Source organism: Rhodococcus sp. UNC23MFCrub1.1, from assembly GCF_000686025.1.
Taxonomy (GTDB): Bacteria; Actinomycetota; Actinomycetes; order Mycobacteriales; family Mycobacteriaceae; genus Rhodococcoides.
On record NZ_JMLQ01000004.1, the window covers coordinates 37,658 to 57,449 of the forward strand.

The 19,792-nt window shown below is 67.5% G+C and carries 22 protein-coding genes and 1 tRNA gene; 13 read left to right on the plus strand and 10 right to left on the minus strand.

All coding sequences use genetic code 11. The annotated features are described in order from the left end of the window. Positions 1-22 precede the first annotated feature (22 nt). Positions 23-1,414, plus strand: coding sequence for a dipeptidase (locus BR07_RS0111005; RefSeq protein ID WP_027505501.1), 1,392 nt, complete (start codon positions 23-25; stop codon positions 1,412-1,414). Here BR07_RS0111005 and bcp read toward each other — a convergent pair. Beyond that, complete coding sequence (gene bcp / locus BR07_RS26585) at positions 1,392-1,865, minus strand: thioredoxin-dependent thiol peroxidase (RefSeq protein ID WP_027505502.1); 474 nt, start codon at positions 1,863-1,865, stop codon at positions 1,392-1,394. The two genes, BR07_RS0111005 and bcp, sit on opposite strands and share 23 nt — an antisense overlap. A gap of 112 nt (positions 1,866-1,977) precedes the next feature. Here bcp and BR07_RS26960 point away from each other — a divergent pair, with 112 nt between their 5' ends. Both BR07_RS26960 and BR07_RS0111020 read left to right on the plus strand, forming a co-directional pair. Continuing rightward, positions 1,978-2,199, plus strand: a complete 222-nt coding sequence (locus BR07_RS26960; protein WP_027505503.1) for a DUF3618 domain-containing protein — start codon at positions 1,978-1,980, stop codon at positions 2,197-2,199. 92 nt (positions 2,200-2,291) lie between these two features. Then, positions 2,292-2,367 (plus strand) — tRNA-Lys (locus tag BR07_RS0111020). A 913-nt stretch (positions 2,368-3,280) separates the two neighbouring features. On the opposite strand, the gene BR07_RS0111030 is transcribed toward BR07_RS0111020, so the two are convergent. The 3 genes from BR07_RS0111030 to BR07_RS0111040 form a co-directional block, all read right to left on the minus strand. Further along, positions 3,281-3,730: a MarR family winged helix-turn-helix transcriptional regulator gene (locus tag BR07_RS0111030; protein ID WP_027505505.1), complete on the minus strand. Its 450-nt coding sequence runs from the start codon at positions 3,728-3,730 to the stop codon at positions 3,281-3,283. A 66-nt stretch (positions 3,731-3,796) separates the two neighbouring features. After that, positions 3,797-4,399, minus strand: a complete 603-nt coding sequence (locus BR07_RS24175; protein ID WP_373425207.1) for a PPOX class F420-dependent oxidoreductase — start codon at positions 4,397-4,399, stop codon at positions 3,797-3,799. Beyond that, positions 4,281-4,673, minus strand: coding sequence for a nuclear transport factor 2 family protein (locus BR07_RS0111040; RefSeq protein WP_027505506.1), 393 nt, complete (start codon positions 4,671-4,673; stop codon positions 4,281-4,283). Before BR07_RS0111040 ends, BR07_RS24175 begins: the two co-directional genes overlap by 119 nt. Positions 4,674-4,869: 196 nt before the next feature. Here BR07_RS0111040 and BR07_RS24180 point away from each other — a divergent pair, with 196 nt between their 5' ends. Then, the gene (locus tag BR07_RS24180) at positions 4,870-7,491 is read left to right on the plus strand and encodes an excinuclease ABC subunit UvrA (RefSeq protein WP_197027776.1); all 2,622 of its coding nucleotides are present in this window, start codon (positions 4,870-4,872) and stop codon (positions 7,489-7,491) included. Positions 7,492-7,516: 25 nt separating this feature from the next. On the opposite strand, the gene BR07_RS27785 is transcribed toward BR07_RS24180, so the two are convergent. Beyond that, the gene (locus BR07_RS27785; protein WP_081821233.1) at positions 7,517-7,783 is read right to left on the minus strand and encodes a CGNR zinc finger domain-containing protein; all 267 of its coding nucleotides are present in this window, start codon (positions 7,781-7,783) and stop codon (positions 7,517-7,519) included. Here BR07_RS27785 and BR07_RS0111050 point away from each other — a divergent pair. The 4 genes from BR07_RS0111050 (at position 7,782) to BR07_RS0111070 (ending at position 11,861) form a co-directional block, all read left to right on the plus strand. Then, positions 7,782-8,867, plus strand: a complete 1,086-nt coding sequence (locus BR07_RS0111050) for an LLM class flavin-dependent oxidoreductase (protein ID WP_027505507.1) — start codon at positions 7,782-7,784, stop codon at positions 8,865-8,867. The genes BR07_RS27785 and BR07_RS0111050 overlap by 2 nt on opposite strands. 339 nt (positions 8,868-9,206) lie before the next feature. Continuing rightward, on the plus strand, positions 9,207-9,740 hold the full coding sequence (locus tag BR07_RS27790) for a DUF4440 domain-containing protein (RefSeq protein WP_081821234.1): 534 nt from the start codon (positions 9,207-9,209) through the stop codon (positions 9,738-9,740). 43 nt (positions 9,741-9,783) lie between these two features. Next, positions 9,784-10,443 (plus strand): response regulator transcription factor, encoded by a 660-nt coding sequence (locus tag BR07_RS0111065; protein WP_027505508.1) that lies wholly within the window; start codon positions 9,784-9,786, stop codon positions 10,441-10,443. Further along, a complete protein-coding gene (locus tag BR07_RS0111070; protein ID WP_027505509.1) occupies positions 10,443-11,861 on the plus strand; it encodes a sensor histidine kinase in 1,419 nt (472 codons plus the stop codon). Before BR07_RS0111065 ends, BR07_RS0111070 begins: the two co-directional genes overlap by 1 nt. A 154-nt stretch (positions 11,862-12,015) precedes the next feature. On the opposite strand, the gene BR07_RS0111075 is transcribed toward BR07_RS0111070, so the two are convergent. Next, positions 12,016-13,449, minus strand: a complete 1,434-nt coding sequence (locus BR07_RS0111075; RefSeq protein WP_027505510.1) for a PepSY-associated TM helix domain-containing protein — start codon at positions 13,447-13,449, stop codon at positions 12,016-12,018. Between the two features lie 125 nt (positions 13,450-13,574). Then, positions 13,575-14,096, minus strand: coding sequence for a hypothetical protein (locus BR07_RS0111080; protein ID WP_037185741.1), 522 nt, complete (start codon positions 14,094-14,096; stop codon positions 13,575-13,577). A 206-nt stretch (positions 14,097-14,302) separates the two neighbouring features. Between BR07_RS0111080 and BR07_RS0111085 the strand changes: the two genes are divergently transcribed. Continuing rightward, positions 14,303-14,722, plus strand: coding sequence for a MarR family winged helix-turn-helix transcriptional regulator (locus tag BR07_RS0111085; RefSeq protein WP_027505512.1), 420 nt, complete (start codon positions 14,303-14,305; stop codon positions 14,720-14,722). Positions 14,723-14,743: 21 nt separating this feature from the next. After that, positions 14,744-15,193 (plus strand): hypothetical protein, encoded by a 450-nt coding sequence (locus BR07_RS0111090; protein ID WP_027505513.1) that lies wholly within the window; start codon positions 14,744-14,746, stop codon positions 15,191-15,193. 233 nt (positions 15,194-15,426) lie between these two features. Here the strand turns inward: BR07_RS0111090 and BR07_RS26965 are convergent, their stop codons facing one another. Further along, a complete protein-coding gene (locus tag BR07_RS26965) occupies positions 15,427-15,573 on the minus strand; it encodes a hypothetical protein (protein WP_155957001.1) in 147 nt (48 codons plus the stop codon). Between the two features lie 252 nt (positions 15,574-15,825). On the opposite strand from BR07_RS26965, the gene BR07_RS0111105 reads away from it, so the two are divergent. After that, entirely contained in the window at positions 15,826-17,061 is a 1,236-nt protein-coding gene (locus BR07_RS0111105; RefSeq protein WP_027505514.1) for a serine/threonine protein kinase, read from the plus strand. A gap of 27 nt (positions 17,062-17,088) precedes the next feature. Here the strand turns inward: BR07_RS0111105 and BR07_RS0111110 are convergent, their stop codons facing one another. Next, positions 17,089-17,931 carry an SDR family oxidoreductase gene (locus BR07_RS0111110; RefSeq protein WP_027505515.1) on the minus strand — a complete coding sequence of 281 codons (843 nt, stop codon included), beginning with the start codon at positions 17,929-17,931 and terminating at the stop codon, positions 17,089-17,091. A 63-nt stretch (positions 17,932-17,994) separates the two neighbouring features. On the opposite strand from BR07_RS0111110, the gene BR07_RS0111115 reads away from it, so the two are divergent. Further along, positions 17,995-18,345, plus strand: coding sequence for a winged helix-turn-helix transcriptional regulator (locus tag BR07_RS0111115; protein ID WP_042576608.1), 351 nt, complete (start codon positions 17,995-17,997; stop codon positions 18,343-18,345). On the opposite strand, the gene sigC is transcribed toward BR07_RS0111115, so the two are convergent. Then, on the minus strand, positions 18,342-18,914 hold the full coding sequence (gene sigC, locus BR07_RS0111120; protein WP_027505517.1) for an RNA polymerase sigma factor SigC: 573 nt from the start codon (positions 18,912-18,914) through the stop codon (positions 18,342-18,344). The two genes, BR07_RS0111115 and sigC, sit on opposite strands and share 4 nt — an antisense overlap. A gap of 83 nt (positions 18,915-18,997) precedes the next feature. On the opposite strand from sigC, the gene BR07_RS0111125 reads away from it, so the two are divergent. Further along, a complete protein-coding gene (locus tag BR07_RS0111125) occupies positions 18,998-19,756 on the plus strand; it encodes a zf-HC2 domain-containing protein (RefSeq protein ID WP_027505518.1) in 759 nt (252 codons plus the stop codon). Positions 19,757-19,792 lie beyond the last annotated feature (36 nt).

The following is a 19,792-nucleotide window of genomic DNA, read 5'->3' on the forward strand; positions in this document are numbered from 1 at the left end:
TCGAGGTGCCAGACTGTTTTCCATGACCTCTGGTACCGATGCGCAGTTGTCCGAGCTCCGAGACCGCGTGCGTGCGAGCATGCCGAGAGTGCGCGCCGAACTGGCAGACCTCGTCGCCTTTCGCTCCATCGCCGATCCCGAGCAGGCGCCGCCGTCCGAGTGCCGCTCCGCCGCGGAGTGGGTGCGGGACGCATTCCGCGACGCCGGCGTGAAAGACACGGAGTTGCACGAGACGTCCGACGGATCGGCGGCTGTCATCGGTCGGCGCCGCGCTGCGGACGGTGCTCCGACAGTCCTGCTGTACTCGCACTACGACGTCCAGCCTGCGGGCGACGAGTCGCTGTGGAACAGCGCGCCTTTCGAGTTGACCGATCGGGACGGTCGCTGGTTCGGCCGCGGTTCGGCCGATTGCAAGGGCAACGTGCTGATGCACCTCGCGGCGCTCCGTGCGCTCGGCTCCGACTCGGAGGTGGGCATCGTGGTGGTGTGCGAGGGCTCGGAGGAGACCGGGACCGGTGGCCTCGAGGACCTGGTGCGCGACCGTCCCGAGCTGTTCGCCGCAGATGTGATCGTCATCGGCGACACGGGCAACATCGCCGTCGGAACGCCGACGCTGACGACGTCGCTGCGCGGCATGGCGATTGTTCGGGTCGACGTCGAGACACTCCGCGGCGCAGTGCATTCCGGGATGTACGGCGGGCCCGCGCCCGACGCACTGGTGGCCCTCGTGGCGATGCTCGCCACGCTGCACGACGTCAACGGCGACACCACCATCGACGGGGTGGACGGTTCCGGCGTGTGGGACGGTGCCGAGTGTCCGGTCGAGCGTTTCCGGACGGATGCGGGCGTGCTGGACGGTGTGGAGCTCGCCGGGAGCGGGTCCATCGCGGACCATCTCTGGGCCCGGCCATCCGTCACCGTCATGGGCATCGACTGCCCACCCGTGGTGGGAAGCGCCGCCGCCGTGGTGCCTCGCGCGTCCGCGCGCATCGGACTGCGCGTACCGCCCGGCATGGACGCCGAGAAGACGCGTGATCTGCTCGTCACTCACCTGACGAATGCGGCGCCGTGGTCCGCGCGGGTGACGGTCACGCCGGATGCCGTCGGATCACCCTTCGCCGCCCGTACGGACGGCCCCGCGTACGGCACGCTGATGACCGCGTTGAGCGACGCCTACGGCGAGCCCGTGCAATTCGCCGGGCAGGGCGGTTCCATTCCGCTGTGCACCGCGCTGCAGCGCGCGGTTCCGGACGCGGAGATCGTCCTCATGGGCGTCGAGGAGCCGCTGTCGACCATTCACGCACCGAACGAGAGCGTCGACCCCAGCGAGATCGAGACCATCGCGGTGGCCGAAGCAGCGTTCCTGAGCCGCCTGCCCGAGCAGTGGCGGCTCAGAGCTTCAGATCGCGGATGAGCTTGGCGACGTGGCCGGTGGCCTTCACGTTGTACTGAGCCACCTCGACCTTGCCGTCGGCGTCGATGACGAACGTCGAGCGGATGACGCCCGTGACGGTCTTGCCGTACATCGACTTCTCGCCGAACGCGCCCCACGCCTGCAGGGTCGACTTCTCCGGATCGGAGAGCAGCGGGAACGTGAGGCTCTCGTCGTCGCGGAACTTCGCCAGCTTGGCGGGCTTGTCCGGCGACACCCCGATCACCTCGAGGCCCGCATCGTTGAGCTGCGCCAGGCTGTCGCGGAAGTCGCACGCCTGCTTCGTGCACCCCGGCGTCGCCGCGGCGGGGTAGAAGTAGACGACCACGCGTCGGCCGGCGTAGTCCGACAGCGACACGGTGTTGCCGTCGGCGTCGGGAAGGGACAGGGCGGGAGCAGCGTCGCCTGCGGACAGTCTCGAGGTCGTGGTCACGATGCCAAACTTAGCCGACTCGTCCGAGCCGGGCAGGCGCGCCGGGCGTCGTGCTCTAGGCTCTGAGGCGACCGCAGAAGTTCTGCATCTTCGTCCAGCCGGGAGGGCTTTCGTGGCACGCAACACCGACAACATCGAGCGCGACATCGAGGCCGCACGCGACCAGCTCGCGTCGACCCTTGACGAGCTCAGCGTGCGCGCCAACCCGAAGCGGCTGGTCGAGAACACCAAGCGCAGCGTCGTGGGCACCCTCAACGAGCCCGCCGTGAAGTTCTCGCTCATCGGCGTCGGCGCCGTCGTCGCCATCCTGGTGATCCGCAAGATCGTCAGCTGAGCATCTGCGCAGGTCAGTGACTCGATTTCACTCCATGCGCGCCAGGTGTTAATGTCTTTCACGCACCGAGGAGCGCGAGCCGCTCCGACCATGCGCCTATAGCTCAGTTGGTAGAGCAAGTGACTCTTAATCACTGGGTCCGGGGTTCGAGTCCCTGTGGGCGCACCACAAAGGGCCCCTGATCAGCGGTTATGCTGATCAGGGGTTCTTCTGGTTTCGGTGTCACTCACTACTTATTCATGACTTTCAACTCGAAACTCGCGTGTTCGGGCTCTCCGGGCAGAGACTGACGGTGCATTACCGCTGGTCAGGGCGTCGCCATCTGGTCTGTACTGGGTCCAATGGACGGTAATCAAGAGTCATGTAGCAACGGACGTCCACCACGGGCCGCGCTGAGGGCTGTCGCCCGCCATCTGACATGGGGCGGCCGGTAGTCGTGCCGCCAGCGACCATTACCCTTTGGCGTTCACCACCGAGCTCCCCACTCGTGTGCCGCACCCGGGCGCGAAGTTCCGAGCGCGGTGACGTGATGGTGGGTTAACTGGTCTGGCGCGCCCGAAACTGGTCGCTGCCGCGCGCGGTCACCGGTCGTCGGGCATTGCTCTGCTCAGTTGCAGGGCGACGCCGTGACGGCCATGGCCCGTGAGCACACCCCTGACGTGGTGGTGATGGACGTGCGATGCCGTGGGTCGACCGCGTCGCCGCGACCTCCGACCTGCGCCGCAACCTCGAGGCGGACGGACCCGCGGCGCTGGTGCTGACGACTTCGACATCGAGGAAGCAGCCTGGTCCGGCATCGAGCCGCGCCGACTGGCTCGTCCTCGAGGACGCGGAGACCGAGTTTCTCCTTGTCGCGAGCGGTGCACACCGGATCCCAGGTCGTTCCCGCTCCGGCGACCCGTCGCCTCCTCGCCCGGCACCGCACCCACGATCGACCCGGCCCAGAGTCAGGACCCACGTGTTCGAGCCGCTCGGCGAACTCGACCTGCAGGACTGTGGCCAGCTCGCGATCTACGTTCGCCGCACGAATTTGCTGTGATCGGGTCCGAGCATCCGGAGGACGTGACAGATCGACGTGCGGTCACCGGCTACTGTCGGCCGATCTGCCTGCAGCCCGCAGCATCTCGAGAGCGGAGCCCACTGCGCGAATGGTGTCGTCGTCGAGAACCGCGCCGATGCGCCGGTCGAGTTCGCGGTCGAACACGACAGTTCCTGCCGCGAGAATCTCGCGGCCGGCCGGTGTCAGTGCGACGAGTGAGGACCGGCGGTCGTCCGGGTTCGCTCGGCGGGCGCAGTAGCCCGCCGCTTCGATGCGGTCGACGACCTTGCTGGTTCCCCCGACAGTGATGGCGAACTCGGCGGCGATGTCCTGCACCCGGACACCACCGTCATGGGCATCGAGCAAGCGCAGGATCTCGAACCAGGTCAGGTGCAGGTCGCACTCGCCCTGCAGTGCCTTGTCGATCGCGATCCACAGGTCGATCTCGTACCGGACGAGGTTGTCGAAAAGGGCGGTGTTGTCGTTCGTCATGGCCGTTCCGTGTTGATTGTGGGCGGGTGCGCTCGCGATGTGCGAGCGCACCCGAGGTGGATCAGGTCAGTCGGCGGCTACACCGTCGAAGGCGCTGACCTTGTCGATGCGTCCGTGCACGGTGACGATGCCGGGTCCGCCGTTGCGCTCGGAGTACTCGTCGACGCGATCGTCGCCCATGTACCGGGCGCCCAGCCTGCCGGCCCAGCGTCGAGCTTCGGTCGGGTCGTGGTCGATGCAGGCGGTGCCCTGGAACATGACGAACGAATACGGCGGTCGGTCGTCGTCGACGACGAGCGCGAACCGTGGGTCGCGGGCGAGGTTGCGGCCCTTCACCGAGGTCGTCTCGGTCTGGAAAACCAGATCCTTATCGTCGAGGAGGAACCACAGCGGTGCGGCATGGGTCTGCCGTCTGCTCGGACGGTGGCCAGTTTCCCGGTGCGCGTTCCAGCCGAGACGAACGCGCGCCACTGGTCCTCGGTCATGATGGGCATGGTGGTGATCCTGTCGTCGCACGAAGGGGGCTGGGTGTTGTGCCCCGGTGAGGTGGTCAGCGACCCCAGAATGCGTCCTCGGCGGCGGCGTCGGCGGAGAACAACCACATCTCGACGATCTTGCCGTCGGCCACGCGCAGGAGGTCCACCCCGTCCATGGCCATGCTCTGCTCACCGCGGCGGCCGGAGAAGTGGATCGACGCGGCAACCAGGTCGCCGTTGTCCATGTACGAGTTGACGGCGTCGATGGCGAACGTGCCGGCGCTGGTCTCCATCATCGCCCCGAGGAGCGCGAAGACGGCATCACGGCCGGTGTGGTCGCCGGAGAATCGGTGCGAGCCCGGCTGGTGCCAGACGATGTTCTCGGCCAGCAACTCGCCGAGCGTGGTCATGTCGCCGGTCTGGACGGCGGTGAAGTAGGTACGGGCGAGGTCGGTGGTGGTGCTCATGAGTGGGTGTCCTTCGTTCGTGTGTCGGGACAGCCCTCGTGTCGGGGCCGTGAAACAACCGTGGCATATGTATTCCATGGAAGCAACTTCCAAGTACGTATATTCTTGAATCACGTCGGAGGCCCAATCGCGATTCGTTCTTCATGGAGCCGTCCGGGCGCGCCACCGCACTGCATCACCCGATCGAGGAGAACCGATGACGCACGACGAGACCCCCACCACCACCGTGCGCGAGAGCGGCGGAGTGCTCGCTCGGCGGCAGCCCGCCGCGGCGCACGAGCAGCCGGCAGCGATCGAGGTGCGCGGCGCGAAGGTTCACAATCTCGCCGACATCGATGCGTCGATACCCCTGCACACGCTTGTCGCGGTCGCGGGGGTGTCGGGGTCGGGAAAGTCGTCGTTGGCAATGGGGGTTCTGTACGCGGAGGGCTCGCGCCGCTACATCGAGGCACTCTCGACCTACACCCGCCGCCGCATGTCGCAGTCCGCTCGCGCCGACGTCGACAGTGTCGAGCACGTGCCGGCCGCACTGGCCCTGCGCCAGAGACCCGGCGTGCCCGGCGTGCGCAGCACCTTCGGCACGTCGACCGAGCTACTCAATGTCCTGCGATTGATGTTCTCGCGTTTGGGTTCCCATTGTTGTCCGAACGGTCACCGACTCGACCCCACGGTCGAGGTCGCCCTCGACCACGACCTGACGTGCCCGGTCTGCGGAACCACCTTCCGCCCTCCGGGCGCCGAGTCGCTCGCCTTCAACTCCGACGGCGCCTGCCCTCGGTGTTCGGGCAACGGCGTTGTGCGCGAGGTGGACCAGAGTTTGTTGGTGCCCGATCCGAGCCTGAGCATCGACGCCGGTGCGGTGGCTCCCTGGTCGATGTTCGGTCTCACGGTGATGCCTCGCGTCGTCGCCGAGATGGGTGTACGCACCGATGTGCCATATGAAGAACTGCGCGCCGAGGAACGCGACGTCGTCATGCACGGCCCGGCGGAGAAGCGGCACATCACCGTCCCCACCCAGAACGGCAAGCTGTTCGAGATGGACTTCACCTACCGCAACGCCGTACGCGCGGTGGAGGAAGCGCTGAACAAGGCGACGAGCGAGAAGGGGCTGAGCCGGGTCGACCGTTACATCAGCACCCACACCTGCCCCAGTTGCCACGGCGTCCGTCTCAGCGACTCGGCCCTCCGATCGCACATCGGCGGCATCGATCTCGGCCAGGCCACCGCCAAGACTCTCGACGACCTCACCGGCTGGGTCACCACCATCGAGACGTCCCTGCCCGCGGACATGACGCAGATGGCGCGCAACCTCGTCGACACACTCCTCGAGATGGCCCTGCGGCTCGTCGGGCTCGGCCTGGGCTATCTGACACTCGACCGCGGCAGTGCCACCCTCTCCACGGGCGAACGGCAACGCGTCCAACTCGCGCGCGCGGTGCGAAACAGAACCACCGGAGTGCTCTACGTGTTGGACGAACCGTCCATCGGACTCCACCCGTCCAACGTCGACGCCCTCCTCGACATCATGCGAGACCTCCTGCGGGACGGGAACTCCGTGGTGTGTGTCGACCACGACGTCCAGGTCCTACGCGACGCCGACTGGATCGTCGAGATGGGGCCCGGCGCGGGCAGAGACGGCGGACACGTGGTGGCGACCGGCACTCCCGCCGACCTGGGGGACGATCCGGCCTCCCTGCTCGGCGGCTTCCTCGTCGGTCGCGAAGGCATCGTCGTGCGCGATCGCGCACCGTCCGATCAGATGTTCGCCCGCGGACGGATTCACCTGACCACCCGTCCCCTGCACACCGTTCACGCTCTCGCAGTCGACATCCCGTCGGGGCGTATCACCGCGGTGACCGGCGTCTCCGGGTCCGGCAAGACGACGATGGTTCTCGACAGCCTGGTGCCCGCACTGATCGCTCGCGGCGCCGGCGGACGTCCACCCGCACACGTCACAGCATTCGACGCACCGGGCATCACGCGCGTCAACGTGGTCGACGCCACCCCCATCGGAATCAACGTGCGCTCCACCGTCGCCACGTACAGCGGGATCCTCGACGACCTGCGCCGCGCCTTTGCATCGACACCGGCAGCCGCAGAGCGCGGTCTCACGGCCGCCGACTTCTCGTACAACACAGGGTCCCTGCGCTGCCCCCGGTGCGAGGGAACCGGCCAGATCTCACTCGATGTGCAGTTCCTGCCGGACGTCGACATCGACTGCCCCGACTGCTCCGGCACGCGTTACTCCCCGGCCGCCCACGAGATCCGCCGACCTGTCCAGAATGCCTCCGGTCCACCGGACATCTCCCTCCCGGACCTGCTCTCCTGCACGGTGACCGAGGCGCTCGAGCTCACCACCGACCTCCGGCGCGTCCACACCCGCCTGCAGACCCTCGTCGACCTCGGATTGGGCTACCTCACCCTCGGCGAAGCCACACCCGCTCTCTCCGGCGGCGAGGCGCAGCGCCTCAAACTGGCAACCGAACTACGTCGCGACCAAGCCGACACCCTCTTCGTTTTCGACGAACCCAGCGTCGGACTGCACCCACTCGACGTCCGCACACTGCTCACCGTCATCGACCGCCTCAACGACAACGGCGCCACCATCGTCGTCATCGAACACGACCTCGACATGATCGCCAACGCCGACCACATCATCGACATGGGCCCCGGCGGCGGTGACGCCGGCGGACGCATCGTCGCCACCGGCACACCCGACGACGTCGCCGCCGACCCCTCCAGCATCACAGGCCGCTATCTCCACGAGCACCTACGAGCCGGAGTAGCGAACAACGGCCCCCGCGGTCGGGACCGGTGACACATTCGTCGAAACTAACGGGCTCTCAAATTCTTTCGGCTGCCGCATCCTCCGACTGCCTACCTCGTGAATAAGACCGGGCCGCTCTCACTCGGTCCCCGCACCGAACGGAGCACCACCGCCGACGGGCGTGGGTGCGGATCATCAGGCGGTCGCACGGCAGTGCCTCGCACCGGGCGATCGATCCTGCAAGAGGGCCGGTGACGAGTTCGGCTGCGTCCTCTGCGATATGAGCCATCGCGTACTCGACGAGCTGAGTGACCGGGTGCTGCTGAACACGCGGTATGACCATGACCGTCGCACCACACTCCGGCACCGCGCCGTTCACCCTCTCGGTCCTCGACAACGCCCTCACCGGGGTCGGCCAGACGGCTCAGCAGGCCTACGCAGAGATCATCGAGCTGGCGAAGACGTCGGAACGGAGCGGGTATCAGCGGTTCTGGATGTCCGAGCACCACGCCATGCCCGGCGCGACCGCCTCCTCGCCGCAAATGATGCTGTCCAGACTGACCGGCGAAACCGAACGCATCCGCCTGGGGGCAGGCGGGGTCATGCTGCCCAACCACTCACCACTGGTGATCGCCGAACAGTTCGGGATGCTGGACACCCTCGCGCCGGGACGAGTCGATCTGGGACTCGGGCGCGCACCGGGTACCGATCCGGCGACGGCGGAAGCGCTGCGGCGGACCACGAACGGCGACGACTTCCCCTCTCGGGTTGCCGAAGTGATCGGATTTCTGGGCGACGACTTCCCCCGCGGCCATCGTTATGCGAACGTGCACGCCGTCCCGGGCCCGTGGCAGGCGGATCAGAACAGGGTTCCTCGACCGGCCACAGCGCCACAGGTGTGGATCCTCGGCTCCTCCCCGTACTCCGCCCAGTTGGCGGGCCGACTGGGCCGTCCGTACGCGTTCGCGTTGCAGTTCGGGGACGCAGACGTCGACGGTGCCATGTCGTTGTACAGGAGCACTTTCCGACCGTCCGACGTCCTGGACGAGCCGTACAGCCTCGTCAGCGTCGGAGTCGTCGCCCACGACGATGCGGAAGAAGCGAGCCGCCAGACCACATCCGCTGCCATGGCCATGCTCCGCATGCTCCAACGCAAACCGTTCGCACTGATCCCACCGGCCGAAGCCGAGGCCTACCCTGCGACCGCTCAGGAGCGGAACGTTCTCGACCACTACCGGCAGCAGTACGTGCACGGCACCGTCGACACCGTCGTCGACACCCTCGAACAGCTACAGAGTAGAACCGGTGTCGACGAGGTCATGCTCGCCGTTCAGGGACATTCGCGCAGCGCCATGTCCCGCACCGTCGAACTGATCGCCGACCACTACGACATGGCCGAGTCGACCCTCGCCGCGGCCGCTCGGTGATCTGACGCGGCGGCCCGACCTCGACCCCGTCAGGCACCGGCGGCGGTGAGGTGGTCTCGGCAGTCGAGGTACTCGAGATGGTACTGACGGTGGTGAGTTCACCCGGTGATGGATCCGGTCGGGCGCCGGGGGAGAGCATGGACGGTCGCGACCACCCGGCGCAACACGTGTGAGGTGGGGGCGGTCACACAGCATCGGATCGAGTGCACAGCCCACACCACTCCGGGTGGAAAGTTGTCCGTCCGCTGACACTTCCCTGACGCTGCGCTGGCAATCGCATTGCGATGCTTGATCTGTCACCGAAAGTGGTTCGGTGACAACAGATCGAGAGGTAAGACCATGCGCACCAAGACCGTCGTCCGCGCCACCTCCGTCGCTGCCGTCGCCTCAGCCGCCATCGTTCTGGCGGCATGCGGCACCGGGCAGGCATCCACGCCCGCCGCAGCCGACACCGACACCGCCGCAGGCACCAACGCCTCCGCCGACGCGGTCGGCGAACTCACCCTCGACCGCATCGAGGACCAGTTCGATACCTGGCTCGATACCGTCGCGCAGGGCGACCCCCAGGCGATCAACGCTCTCTACCGAGAGGACGCGGTACTTCTTCCGACGTTGTGGGCAGGGGTGTACAACAGCTCCGACGAGCGACTGGCCTATTTCACCGACTTCGTCACCAAGAAGCCGACCGGCGAGATCGACGAGTCCGTGCCGCAGCTGCTCAGTCCCACGTCGGGGTCGCTGTCGGGCCTCTACACGTTCACCATCGGCGAGTCCGGGGACAAGGTGCCGGCGCGCTTCACCTTCGTCTTCGAGCTCGAGGATGACGGGGACGTCGTGATCGTCGACCACCACTCCTCGAAGCTGCCGGCCTGAACCACCTGACACGGCGCACACCGCCGGGATGGGACCATGACCCGTGCGTGTACTCCTGGTCGAAGACGACCCGTCGATCTCCGACCCTCTGACCGCGGGTCTGCGGCGATACGGCTACGAGGTGCAGCAGGTGACGACGGGGGCGGACGCACTCGCGGCTCCGCTGCCCGACGTGGTTCTGCTCGACCTCGGGCTACCCGACATGGACGGCTTGGACGTGTGTCGTGAAATGCGGCGGAACTCGGCGGTACCCATCGTGGTCATCACCGCACGAGACGACGAGATCGACACCGTGGCCGGTCTCGAGGTGGGTGCGGACGACTACGTCAGCAAGCCGTTCGGGGTGCGCGAGATCATCGCCCGTATTCGAGCGGTGATGCGGCGCACCGGGTCCGACTCCGCGACGTCGGTGGCGGCGCCCCAGTCGCTCGGGCTGATCCTGCTCGACCGTGCTGCCCGCCGAGTGAGTGTGGACGGCGTCGAGGTTCTGCTGGCGCCGAAGGAGTTCGACCTCCTCGCTCACCTCGCCGAGTCGCCGGGCGCGGTGTTCACCCGCGAACAGCTGATGGAGGCGGTGTGGGACGAGCACTGGTTCGGCCCCACGAGAACGCTGGACGTCCACGTCGCTGCGCTCCGGCAGAAGTTCGGCGACGCGCTCGCTCTGACGACCGTGCGCGGCGTCGGTTTCCGCCTGGAGGTCTGATGGTCCGCCGTCTCGTCGCGTCGTATCTCGCACTGGTGGCACTCGCGTTGGCGCTGTTCACCGTTCCCGAGGGCATCGGACTGGTGAACGCCCTGCGCGGCAACCAGGCGGAGGTGGGACTGCGTGAAGCGCGTACCGTCGCGGTCCTGCTCGCGACCGCCGATGCTGCCGACCCCGACTCGGCGGCGGGAGCGGACCTGGCGCTGCTCACCCTGCGCAGCAACCTCGAGGAGCAGACGGGTGGCCGGGTGGAGTTGCTCTCCGCGGACGGGCGTCCCGCACTGGGACGTCCGGTGTCGAACCCTCTCGGAGTCGACATCGGCGCGGCGCTGCAGGGGCGGGAAACCGTGACGCGTACGGACGATTCCGTGCTCGGTGAGCCCGGTCTGCAGGTCACCGTGCCGTCGAACGATCCGAACGGTACGACGGTCGGAGCGGTGCGTCTGACGTATCCGTCCGCTCCCGTCACCGCGCAGATCAAGGAGCTGTTCGGGTTCCAGCTGATCGTGGCGTTGGCGACGCTGGGTATCGCGGCGGCCGCGGCGTGGTGGCTCGCCCGGTCGATGACGCGTCCGTTGCGGCTTCTCGACGGTATGGCTCGGTCCCTGTCACGCGGGGACTTCGCCGCCCGCACGGATCCGTTGGACGCAGGGCCGGAAGAGACACGTCGGGTCGCCGAATCCATGAACGATGCCGCTCGGCGCATCAGCGACCTGATCGACGCGAAGAGGCAGTTCGTGGCCGACGCGTCGCACCAACTCCGCACACCGTTGACCGCTCTGCGATTGAGTCTCGACAACCTCCAGGACGAGGTGAGCGACCCCGACGCACGGGCGGCCGTGGACCGGTCGATCGCGGACACCGTGAGGATGACGCGACTGGTGCATGACCTGTTGACCCTTGCGCGCGCCCAGAAGCCGATCGACCGTCCGACAACGGTCGACGTTCAGGCCGTCGTCGACGAGCGCCTCGCCACCTGGTCCGCTGCGGCGAGTGCGCATGGCGTGGAACTGGTCTCGTGCGTTCCCGCCGGTACTCGGGCGGTCCTCGGCGACGGTCACCTCGAACAATTCCTGGACAATGTTCTGGCCAACGCGGTCGACGTCGCCCCACCGGGCACCGACATCGTCGTCGACGCCGCGGTCGGGGGTGAGTCCTTGCGCCTGACGATCACCGATAGAGGGCCGGGACTCTCGGCGGAGGACCGGCGCCGTGCGCTCGACCGTTTCTGGACCCGACGCCCGGGTGGATCCGGCCTCGGATTGTCCATCGTCGATCAGCTCGCCCGCGAGAACAGGGGGAGTCTTTCGCTCGAACCGAACCCGGACGGGGGACTGATCGTGGTGATCACGCTACCGACATCGACCCCGCTCCGCACTCGTCCGCGACCGTCCGGTTCGAGCGGCAGCACGTCGTGACCCGGGCCGACGCTGCCACCGTGGGAGGTAGCGGGCGCTCGGTATCGCCGAGTCGGCCGGGTTCGCTGATGTCGAATGGTGCGTCGACGGTCACATCACCTGCCTCCTCGAAGGTGACGGAGATCGAGGTTGCGTCGAAACTCCATCGCGCTTCTCACACGCGTGCACTACGCGAGCGGAAGCCGGCGACGAGGTCGACGGCGAGGAAGGCGAGCAGGGACAGACCCAGGAGCGGCACGAACCACCCCACGGCCACGGTGGCGACGACGAGTCCGACCGCAGCGACGGGCGGGATGCGCCAGAGGGCTCCCCGCTGCGGCGGCCGGCCCACCGGGGATGCGCCACTACGAACAGGTCTGCGCTGGAACCACATTCGATACCCGGCGACGATCATGGTCACCAGGACGGCCGCCAACGCCAGCAGGGCGAGTTGGCTGACGAGCCCGAACAGCACCCCCATGTGCAGGCTGATGCCCCAGGTGGTGAGTTTGGCGGCGAGGGGCCAGTCGGAGAAGCGCTGCACGTCGACGACTCTCTCGGATGCCCCGTCGACGGCGATCGAGTCGGTGGAGAACACCCACTGATCACGCAGTTGCACCACCCTGAATGCGGTGTCGCTCGAGGCGGGGATCGATGCTTCGACGGCGCCGGTGACGTCGTTCGCACGAGCGACGGCGAGGACACCGTCGATCTGCCGGACATCCACCGGCTCGGCTGTCGTCGCGGCATCGGACGTGCCGTGTCCGGTGTGGCCTGCGTGCTGGTCGTCGGAATGGCCGGCGTGACCGGTGAGATCGGTGTCGACGGCGGGGGTTGTCCAGCTCAACGCGGATCGTAGGTCGTCGATGTTGGATCCGGCGTGGTTCGACCACGTCAATCCGGTCGCGGACAGGAATACCAGCCCGACGACGATCCACGCTCCGCTCGCCCCGTGCAGGCCGAGCGTGCGCCGTCGACCGCGGGCGGTGCGGTCGACGGTGAACAGGCGTGCATTGTCGGAGTTCCGACTGCGCTGGCGTCGGTAGCGCTCCACCCAGAGGAATACCCCGCCCAGCGCGACGACGCCGAGCCAGGACGCGGCGAGTTCGCTGTAAAGGCGGCCGGTGTCGCCGAGGTGCAGGGTGCGGTGCAGCTCGCTGAGCCAGGTGCGCAGCGGAAGCGAGCCGGATGAGCCGTAGACCGTCGAGCGCCCGACGGGGGCGGCGGTGGCGGGATCGATGAACACGGCCGCGCGCTCGGACTCGCCGAGGCTCGGATCGGTGAACATGACGCGGGTGGTGTTGCCCGGCTCGGTGGCAGGTCGAACGGCAGCGACGGTGAGATCGGGTCGCTCCTGCTGTGCTGCGACGATCTGGTCGGACACCGGTAGTGCAGGTCCGGTGCTGTCGGTGTGGAGCAGGTCGCGGTACACGACGCTCTCGAGTGTGGGTGCGATCGCGTAGAGGCCGCCGGTCACCGCGGCGACGAGGATGAACGGTGCGATGAAGATGCCGGCGTAGAAGTGCAGGCGCAGGATCAGTGGTCGCCACGCTGACGTGGGCGGCGCTGGGGAAGCCGCGGTGGGCTCGGTCTTCTCGGGTGTGGACATGGTTGTGCTCGATTCCGGTGGTGGCGCGCGCGAGAGCGCCGAGTCTCGACACACGAGATCGGCGGTCGGCGAGGCAGGATGCATCACCCGACGGCGTGCTGCGTCGGGCGGCTGTCGAGGAAGGGTTACCGGAGTCGGGCGGGTGGGCCGCGGGTGCCGCGCCCGGAGAGGTCGAGCAGACGCGCGGGTGCGTCGACACGGATGACGGGTCGGGCTGGGCGGACCGTGTCGGTGTCGACGGCCGCCACGGCACGGACGATCGGGAGGATGCGGCGCATCGCTCGTGCGGCGGCGATGATGCCGCGTTCGGCGCCGTGGACGGCGACGGCGCCGATACCGACGGCGCCGAGGTGGGCTGCGGCCATGCGGGGGTCGAGGAGCGGACCGTGGTGATGGCCGTCCACGACGGTCAGGGTGAGGTGTCCGAGCACCTGCGCTGCGACGAGGGCGACGACGAGGCGGCTCCTGCCGGCCGGCACTGTCGAGACCATCCACCCGACGCCGGCGCAGACCGCGAGCAGCGCGACCGCGGCGGACTGAGAGGGCAGTGCCGCTCCACCGAGATCATGAGCGGCGGCGACGACGAGCACGGACAGAGCGCCGACGACGACGCCGCGCAGAGGCGCACTGGTCGCCGGGGTGCTCATCGCCGACACCCTACCCGGCTGCTACGCAACGTAGTAGTTCTCGCGGTCGGATCGGCACTCCTGTTCTGCGTCTGCGGACCGCGGTGCTGCCGGCCGGACGCCAATTTCCACGCGCTCGCACTGCTCGCGGTGCAACCCCTGTCGCACCGCTGATCCGCACCGTCGTCTCGGTACAGGCGACGAGTCACGGCCGATAGTGTGACCACATGGTCGACCGAGTTCCCCTGAGCCCCACGACGGCACTGCTGGCAATGGCCAAGGCGTGGGAATCCACGCTGAACGAGGCGCTCAAGGCCATGGGGTTGACTGCTCGCAAGTACGGGATGCTCGCTCACATCGGATCCGCGCCCGGCATCTCGTTCAGTGAACTCGCCCGTCGATCGTCCATCACGGTGCAAAGTGTGCACGTCACGGTCGCCGGTTTCATCTCGTCCGGATTGGTCGATGATCACACGGCGCATTCGGGATCTGCAGCGCACCTCAGTATTTCGAGTGACGGCGAGAAGCTACTGGCTCGTGCCTCCGACGTGATGAGAACGGTGGACGAGAAATTCTCCGCGGCTGCGCCCGATCTGGCCGATGCGCTGCGCGTGCATGCGGAGCGATGGGCCGCCCGCGATCGGTAGACCTTCAGCTATATTGAAGGTGTGGAAGACCTCATGCTGTCCGCTCACGTCGTGGTGGGCATTGTGTTCGTGGGACCCGTGGCGGTGGTGACGAGCCTGTTCCCCCGGTACGCCCCGGTGTCGATCCCGTCCGTCCGCGAGTCCGGCGAGCGCAGTACCGACGTTGCTCGTGTGCTGCATCGCGTGACTCGCGTGTACGGCACGCTCGCGCTGGCCGTGCCCGTCACGGGTCTGACGCTGGCGCTCGTCCAGGGAAGAACGACCGATACGTGGGTGATTGCGGCGATGGCTCTCACTGCAGTAGCCGGTGGCTTGCTGGCCTTCCGGATCGCTCCGCTGCAGCGAGAGGCGCTGACCTCACCGGACACGGGTGCGCGTCTGCGCCGAATCGGGATGTCGACCGGTGTTTTCAACCTGGTGTGGGTCGTCGTCGTGGTGTTGATGGTCGTACGGCCCGGTGAGACCGCGTAACTCCCGGGCTGCTGCGTGCGTTGTCGATACTCTCGGTGATCGAAACAGTCACCGTCGTAGTACTTCTCGTCAATGTGGTGACGTTCGACGGCAGAGGGTTCTCGCTGCGTACACGAGTGCAGGCTCTGATTCCCGTCCTCAGCGGACCTTTGACGTACCGCAATGTTGCACGTGAGCGTCGGCGCCACAACGCTGCGCCGCGCGACACGTGAGCGTTGCGGTAGAGCCGCGATTCACCCGCGAGAGTTGTCTCCAGCGACCAGTCCTGCTCGTAGGTGGTCGTGGAGATAGTGGCCGGTGATGCTCGAGGGGTCGGCGGCGACGTCGTCGGGTGTGCCGGTGGCGACGATGTGCCCGCCGGCCTTCTCGTCGCGTGTCATCGCTCCCCCTTCGTCGAGTGGTGCGGTGCCGTGCAGATGCCCGTGAGGCCGACACCGAAATGTCTGTATGTCGAAGCTTCGAACAGTGTCCCGCGGCTTCGCCGAGAAGTCGGTACTCCACCTCAAGAATTACGCTGAGCTTGTCTGCTGGCACGTATTCCGCGAAGTTCGCGTGGCCGTGAGAACCTCGGTGGATACCCTGAACGCGCCGGGGGGCACGGGGCACCTCGACGACATTCTCGGGGGCCGCACATGACCGTTCGCACCACACTTTTCGCCATCGCCACCGCGGCACTCACGGCGATGGGCACCGTCGCGGTCGCGACGCCGGCCGCTGCTGCACCCGACCTGACCGACGTGCTGTTCGTGGCCAACAACTGGGACGGGACCGCGGACTACCTCACCCCCGACGGCAACCTGACCAGACTGGGTCGGTTGAACGTCGTGCCGGACAAGGAACAGCGCCTCGCGGAGGTCTACCGGAATCCAGTGCGTGCCGCGTTCTACTTCGGAATCCGGCAGCTGGTGGGCGAAGGGCACGACCAGTACGCCGACGACATGTACACATCGAAGGACGGCAGGAAGCTGATCGTCTCGCGGCCCAGCTTCGCCGATGTCGTCTCCCTCGACATCGCAACCGGTGCGATCGATTGGCGGTTCGCCGTCGACGGCCAGCGCGCCGATCACATGGCGATCTCGGACGACGGCACCCAGGTCGCTGTCTCGGCGTCGACGGCCAACACGGTGCACATCCTGGATACGGCGAACGGCCGCGAGATCGGCAGATTCCCCACCGGCACCTCCCCGCACGAGAACGTGTACACGAAAGACGGCCGCTACATCATCAACGCGAGCATCGGCCGCGTCGAGTCACCCCTCGACGCGCCCGCTCTCGGCGTGACCAAGTTCCCGCGCTGGATCGCCTTCTACGACAGGACCACCGGGGCCGTCACGCGCCAGATAGACATCGGGCGCAAACTGGCCGAGGCCGGGCACCCCGACATGAGTTCGTCCGTCCGCCCGATGACGCTCTCGCCGGACGAACGTTTCCTCTACCTGCAGGTCTCTTTCTTCCACGGGATCGTGGAGTACGACCTGCAGCAGGACCGGGTGACCCGGGTGGCCGATCTCCCCGTCACTCCTGCGGCGGCGGCACTTCCGCGCGAGTCGTACTTGCTCGACTCGGCCCATCACGGCATCGCGATGAACACCGCCGGCACCAAGATGTGCGTCGCGGGAACGATGTCGGACTACGCCACCGTGGTCTCGCGGGACACCCTGACGGCGGGGCCGCTGGTGACGTCCGGTGAGAAGCCCTACTGGTCCACGCGCAGTGCCGACGGTCAGTACTGCTTCGTGTCGTGGGCGGGAAGTGACAAGGTCTCGTCCATCTCGTTCGACACCGGTCTGGAAGTGGGCAGCGCCGTGGTCGGCGACCATCCGCAGCGGATGCGTACCGGCGTCGTCAGCAGCTCGATCATCGGCTGAAGCTTCGCTGGACGCGCACGCAGTGCGTCAGACGTCCAGGTCCGTCAGCCATTGCTGCACGGTGCGCGGGGTGATGCCGAGCAGGTGCTGCGCGGACCTGTCCGGGGTGATGACCTCACCGGACATCGTGTGTCGGTGGTGGTAGGACTCCACGACGGGCCCGGCGGCTCCAGCGCCGAACAGGGGAGTGATGAGGTCTCCGTAGTGGTCGGGGGTGATGGCGCGGAAGGTCACGGGCCGGTCGAGGTAGGCGGCAAATCCTGCGGCGACGTCGGCACCGACGAGGCCTGGCAGTGCACCGACCGACACGACGCCGGTGACGGTGTGGTCGGTGAGCAGACGAACGGCGACGTCCGCGATGTCGAGGTGTGAGCTCCAGGACACGGCGTAGTCGTCCCGGATCGGGTACATGAGGACGCCGTCGTCACGTACCGGACCGAGGGAAACGGGGAGCAGGAAGTTCTCGAGGAACACGCGGGGCTCGATCACGGCATGGGACACGCCGCTGTCGGCGAGCTCGCGGGCGAGGACCTCGGGAGCCGACGTCGGCGGGGTCGAGTCGTCGATGGTGGATCCACTGGTGGAGAACACGACTCGGGCAGGGCGCGCGCGCCGGACGGCCTCGGCGACAGCGTGGGCCGCGGCCATCTGGACATCGAGGGGACCGATGGGAATATGGACGAAGACGCCGTCTGCGCCGGTGTAGGCGTCGACGAGCGAGTCGACGGAGGTGTAGTCGACGGCCACCGCCGGGCCCTCGACGGACGAGGTGTCGCGGACAGCGGCGGTGCCGGAGTGGCCGGCCGCGGTGAGTGCGGCGAGGACGGGAGAACCCTGAGCGCCCGTGGCGCCGTGAACGATGTAGGTCATGTCCCCATTAGTGCATGCGATGCAGTGGTTACATCAAGTGCACTGGCTGTAACGTGGGGATACATGAGGCCGATCGCGTTCGAGGACTGCTCCGTCGAGACCTGCGGAGTGACGCGGTTCCTGAGTCTGCTGGACGGCCCGTGGGCCACGTTGATCGTGCGCGAACTGTTGGGTGGTCCCCACCGGTTCGGCGAACTGCTCACTGCACTCGACGGAATCAGTGCCCACACGTTGACCAATCGTCTGCGCAAGTTCGAGACCCACGGGTTGCTCGTACGGACGGTGTACCCGGAGATTCCGCCGCGGGTGGTCTACGAGCTCACGCCGCTGGGGCAGGGGCTCCGGCCGGTGTTGGACGCCATGAACGAGTGGGCCATGACCGTGCCGATCGCCGGTGTTGGCGAACGCGCCTAACCCGTGTCGGAGCCGACTTCGCCGACCCCGGCGATCAACTGTTCACGCGCACGCGCGACCCGTGAGCGGACTGTGCCGATGGGGCACCCGCACACATCAGCCGCCTCCTGGTAGGACAGCCCGAGCACCTGCGTCAGGATCAGTGCCTCGCGTCGGTCCGCGGGCAGATCGGCCAGCATCATGCGAACTTCCACCAGGTCCTCCGCGACGTTCGATCCCGTGGAGGCACTCTGCGCGGAATCCGCCACGGCCACCCAGTCGTCGCTTCCGACGAGCCGCGGGCGAGCCATCGCCGACCTGACCTGATCGACCACCACGCGTCGTGCGATGGACAGGAGCCAGGTGCGCGCGGAGGACTGCGCCGCGAACCGCGGGAGGGATGTCATCGCGCGGAGGTACGTCTCCTGCGTGAGATCGTCCGCGGCGGACGGGGAGCTCAGATGGGCGACGAATCGCCACACGTCACGCTGTGTCTCTCGAACGAAGGACTCGAGTGCGCGGTGATCACCTCGGCCGGCGGCGAGCGCCAACTCGGTGGTGTGCGCGTCGTGCTCGGCTCGGGAACTCACACCTTCAGTATAGTTGATGACCTTCAGTGTTATTGAAAAGGCCCGTCGGGAACTTTTCCGCAGTCCCGGGCGACCATTGACTCGTGGACTGCACACTCGCGCGAGAAGCGTTGTCGGCGCGCATCGACGGCGAACGGGAGCCCGTACCGTCCGCCCGGACCGACGAGCACCTGGAGTCCTGCGCCCGGTGCCAGAACTGGTACGCCTCCGCGACCGAGCTGACGCGCAGTCTCCGTGTCGGGTCCGCCCCACGCACCCCGGATCTGACACCGCAGATACTCGACGCCGTCGGCCTCCGTGCGCCGCGCGGTCGTCCCCGTCGCGTGGCGCGGTGGGTGTGCCGAGACCATCCGTGGAGAGCCGCCCTCGTTCTCGTGGCCATGGCGCAGATCTCGCTCGGCGTCGTACAACTCCTCGGAGTGGGACACACCCCTGCGGCCGACCCCATGGCGATGGGTCACGAGTCGATGGCCGGACACCTGTTCAACGAGAGCACCGCGTGGAACATCGCTGTCGGGATCGGATTCCTCGTCGCCGCGTGGCGACCGGCAGCGTCGGCAGGCTTGATGCCGGTCCTGGTCGCCTTCACCGGGCTGCTGGCGGTCTTCGTGATCACCGACTCGATATCCGGCCAAGTGACCGTCCAGCGCGTCGCGTCCCACGCCATCATCGCCGTCGGTGTCGCGGTCACCGCGATGGTCCGGCGCAGCGCGAACGGGTCGACATCACCATCACCGCAACGCTTGTCGCACAGCGACGACGAGGGCGTCATCGTTCCGGACGGCGCGCGCCAGGGGCGCCGACGCGGCCACCTGCGAGACGCCGACGACTCCGCCGCGTGACATCCCCACTCCACCGAAACCGCAGTGTCGAACGAA

Excerpts from the sequence above, each read along its gene's own strand:
- BR07_RS0111005 (WP_027505501.1), top strand. The coding sequence starts at position 23 with ATGACCTCTGGTACCGATGCGCAGTTGTCCGAGCTCCGAGACCGCGTG.
- BR07_RS0111030 (WP_027505505.1), bottom strand. The coding sequence starts at position 3,730 with ATGACGAACGACAACACCGCCCTTTTCGACAACCTCGTCCGGTACGAG.
- BR07_RS0111040 (WP_027505506.1), bottom strand. The coding sequence starts at position 4,673 with ATGAGCACCACCACCGACCTCGCCCGTACCTACTTCACCGCCGTCCAG.
- BR07_RS24180 (WP_197027776.1), top strand. The coding sequence starts at position 4,870 with ATGACGCACGACGAGACCCCCACCACCACCGTGCGCGAGAGCGGCGGA.
- BR07_RS0111050 (WP_027505507.1), top strand. The coding sequence starts at position 7,782 with ATGACCGTCGCACCACACTCCGGCACCGCGCCGTTCACCCTCTCGGTC.
- BR07_RS27785 (WP_081821233.1), bottom strand. The coding sequence starts at position 7,783 with ATGGTCATACCGCGTGTTCAGCAGCACCCGGTCACTCAGCTCGTCGAG.
- BR07_RS27790 (WP_081821234.1), top strand. The coding sequence starts at position 9,207 with ATGCGCACCAAGACCGTCGTCCGCGCCACCTCCGTCGCTGCCGTCGCC.
- BR07_RS0111070 (WP_027505509.1), top strand. The coding sequence starts at position 10,443 with ATGGTCCGCCGTCTCGTCGCGTCGTATCTCGCACTGGTGGCACTCGCG.
- BR07_RS0111075 (WP_027505510.1), bottom strand. The coding sequence starts at position 13,449 with ATGTCCACACCCGAGAAGACCGAGCCCACCGCGGCTTCCCCAGCGCCG.
- BR07_RS0111080 (WP_037185741.1), bottom strand. The coding sequence starts at position 14,096 with ATGAGCACCCCGGCGACCAGTGCGCCTCTGCGCGGCGTCGTCGTCGGC.
- BR07_RS0111085 (WP_027505512.1), top strand. The coding sequence starts at position 14,303 with ATGGTCGACCGAGTTCCCCTGAGCCCCACGACGGCACTGCTGGCAATG.
- BR07_RS26965 (WP_155957001.1), bottom strand. The coding sequence starts at position 15,573 with ATGACACGCGACGAGAAGGCCGGCGGGCACATCGTCGCCACCGGCACA.
- BR07_RS0111105 (WP_027505514.1), top strand. The coding sequence starts at position 15,826 with ATGACCGTTCGCACCACACTTTTCGCCATCGCCACCGCGGCACTCACG.
- BR07_RS0111110 (WP_027505515.1), bottom strand. The coding sequence starts at position 17,931 with ATGACCTACATCGTTCACGGCGCCACGGGCGCTCAGGGTTCTCCCGTC.
- BR07_RS0111115 (WP_042576608.1), top strand. The coding sequence starts at position 17,995 with ATGAGGCCGATCGCGTTCGAGGACTGCTCCGTCGAGACCTGCGGAGTG.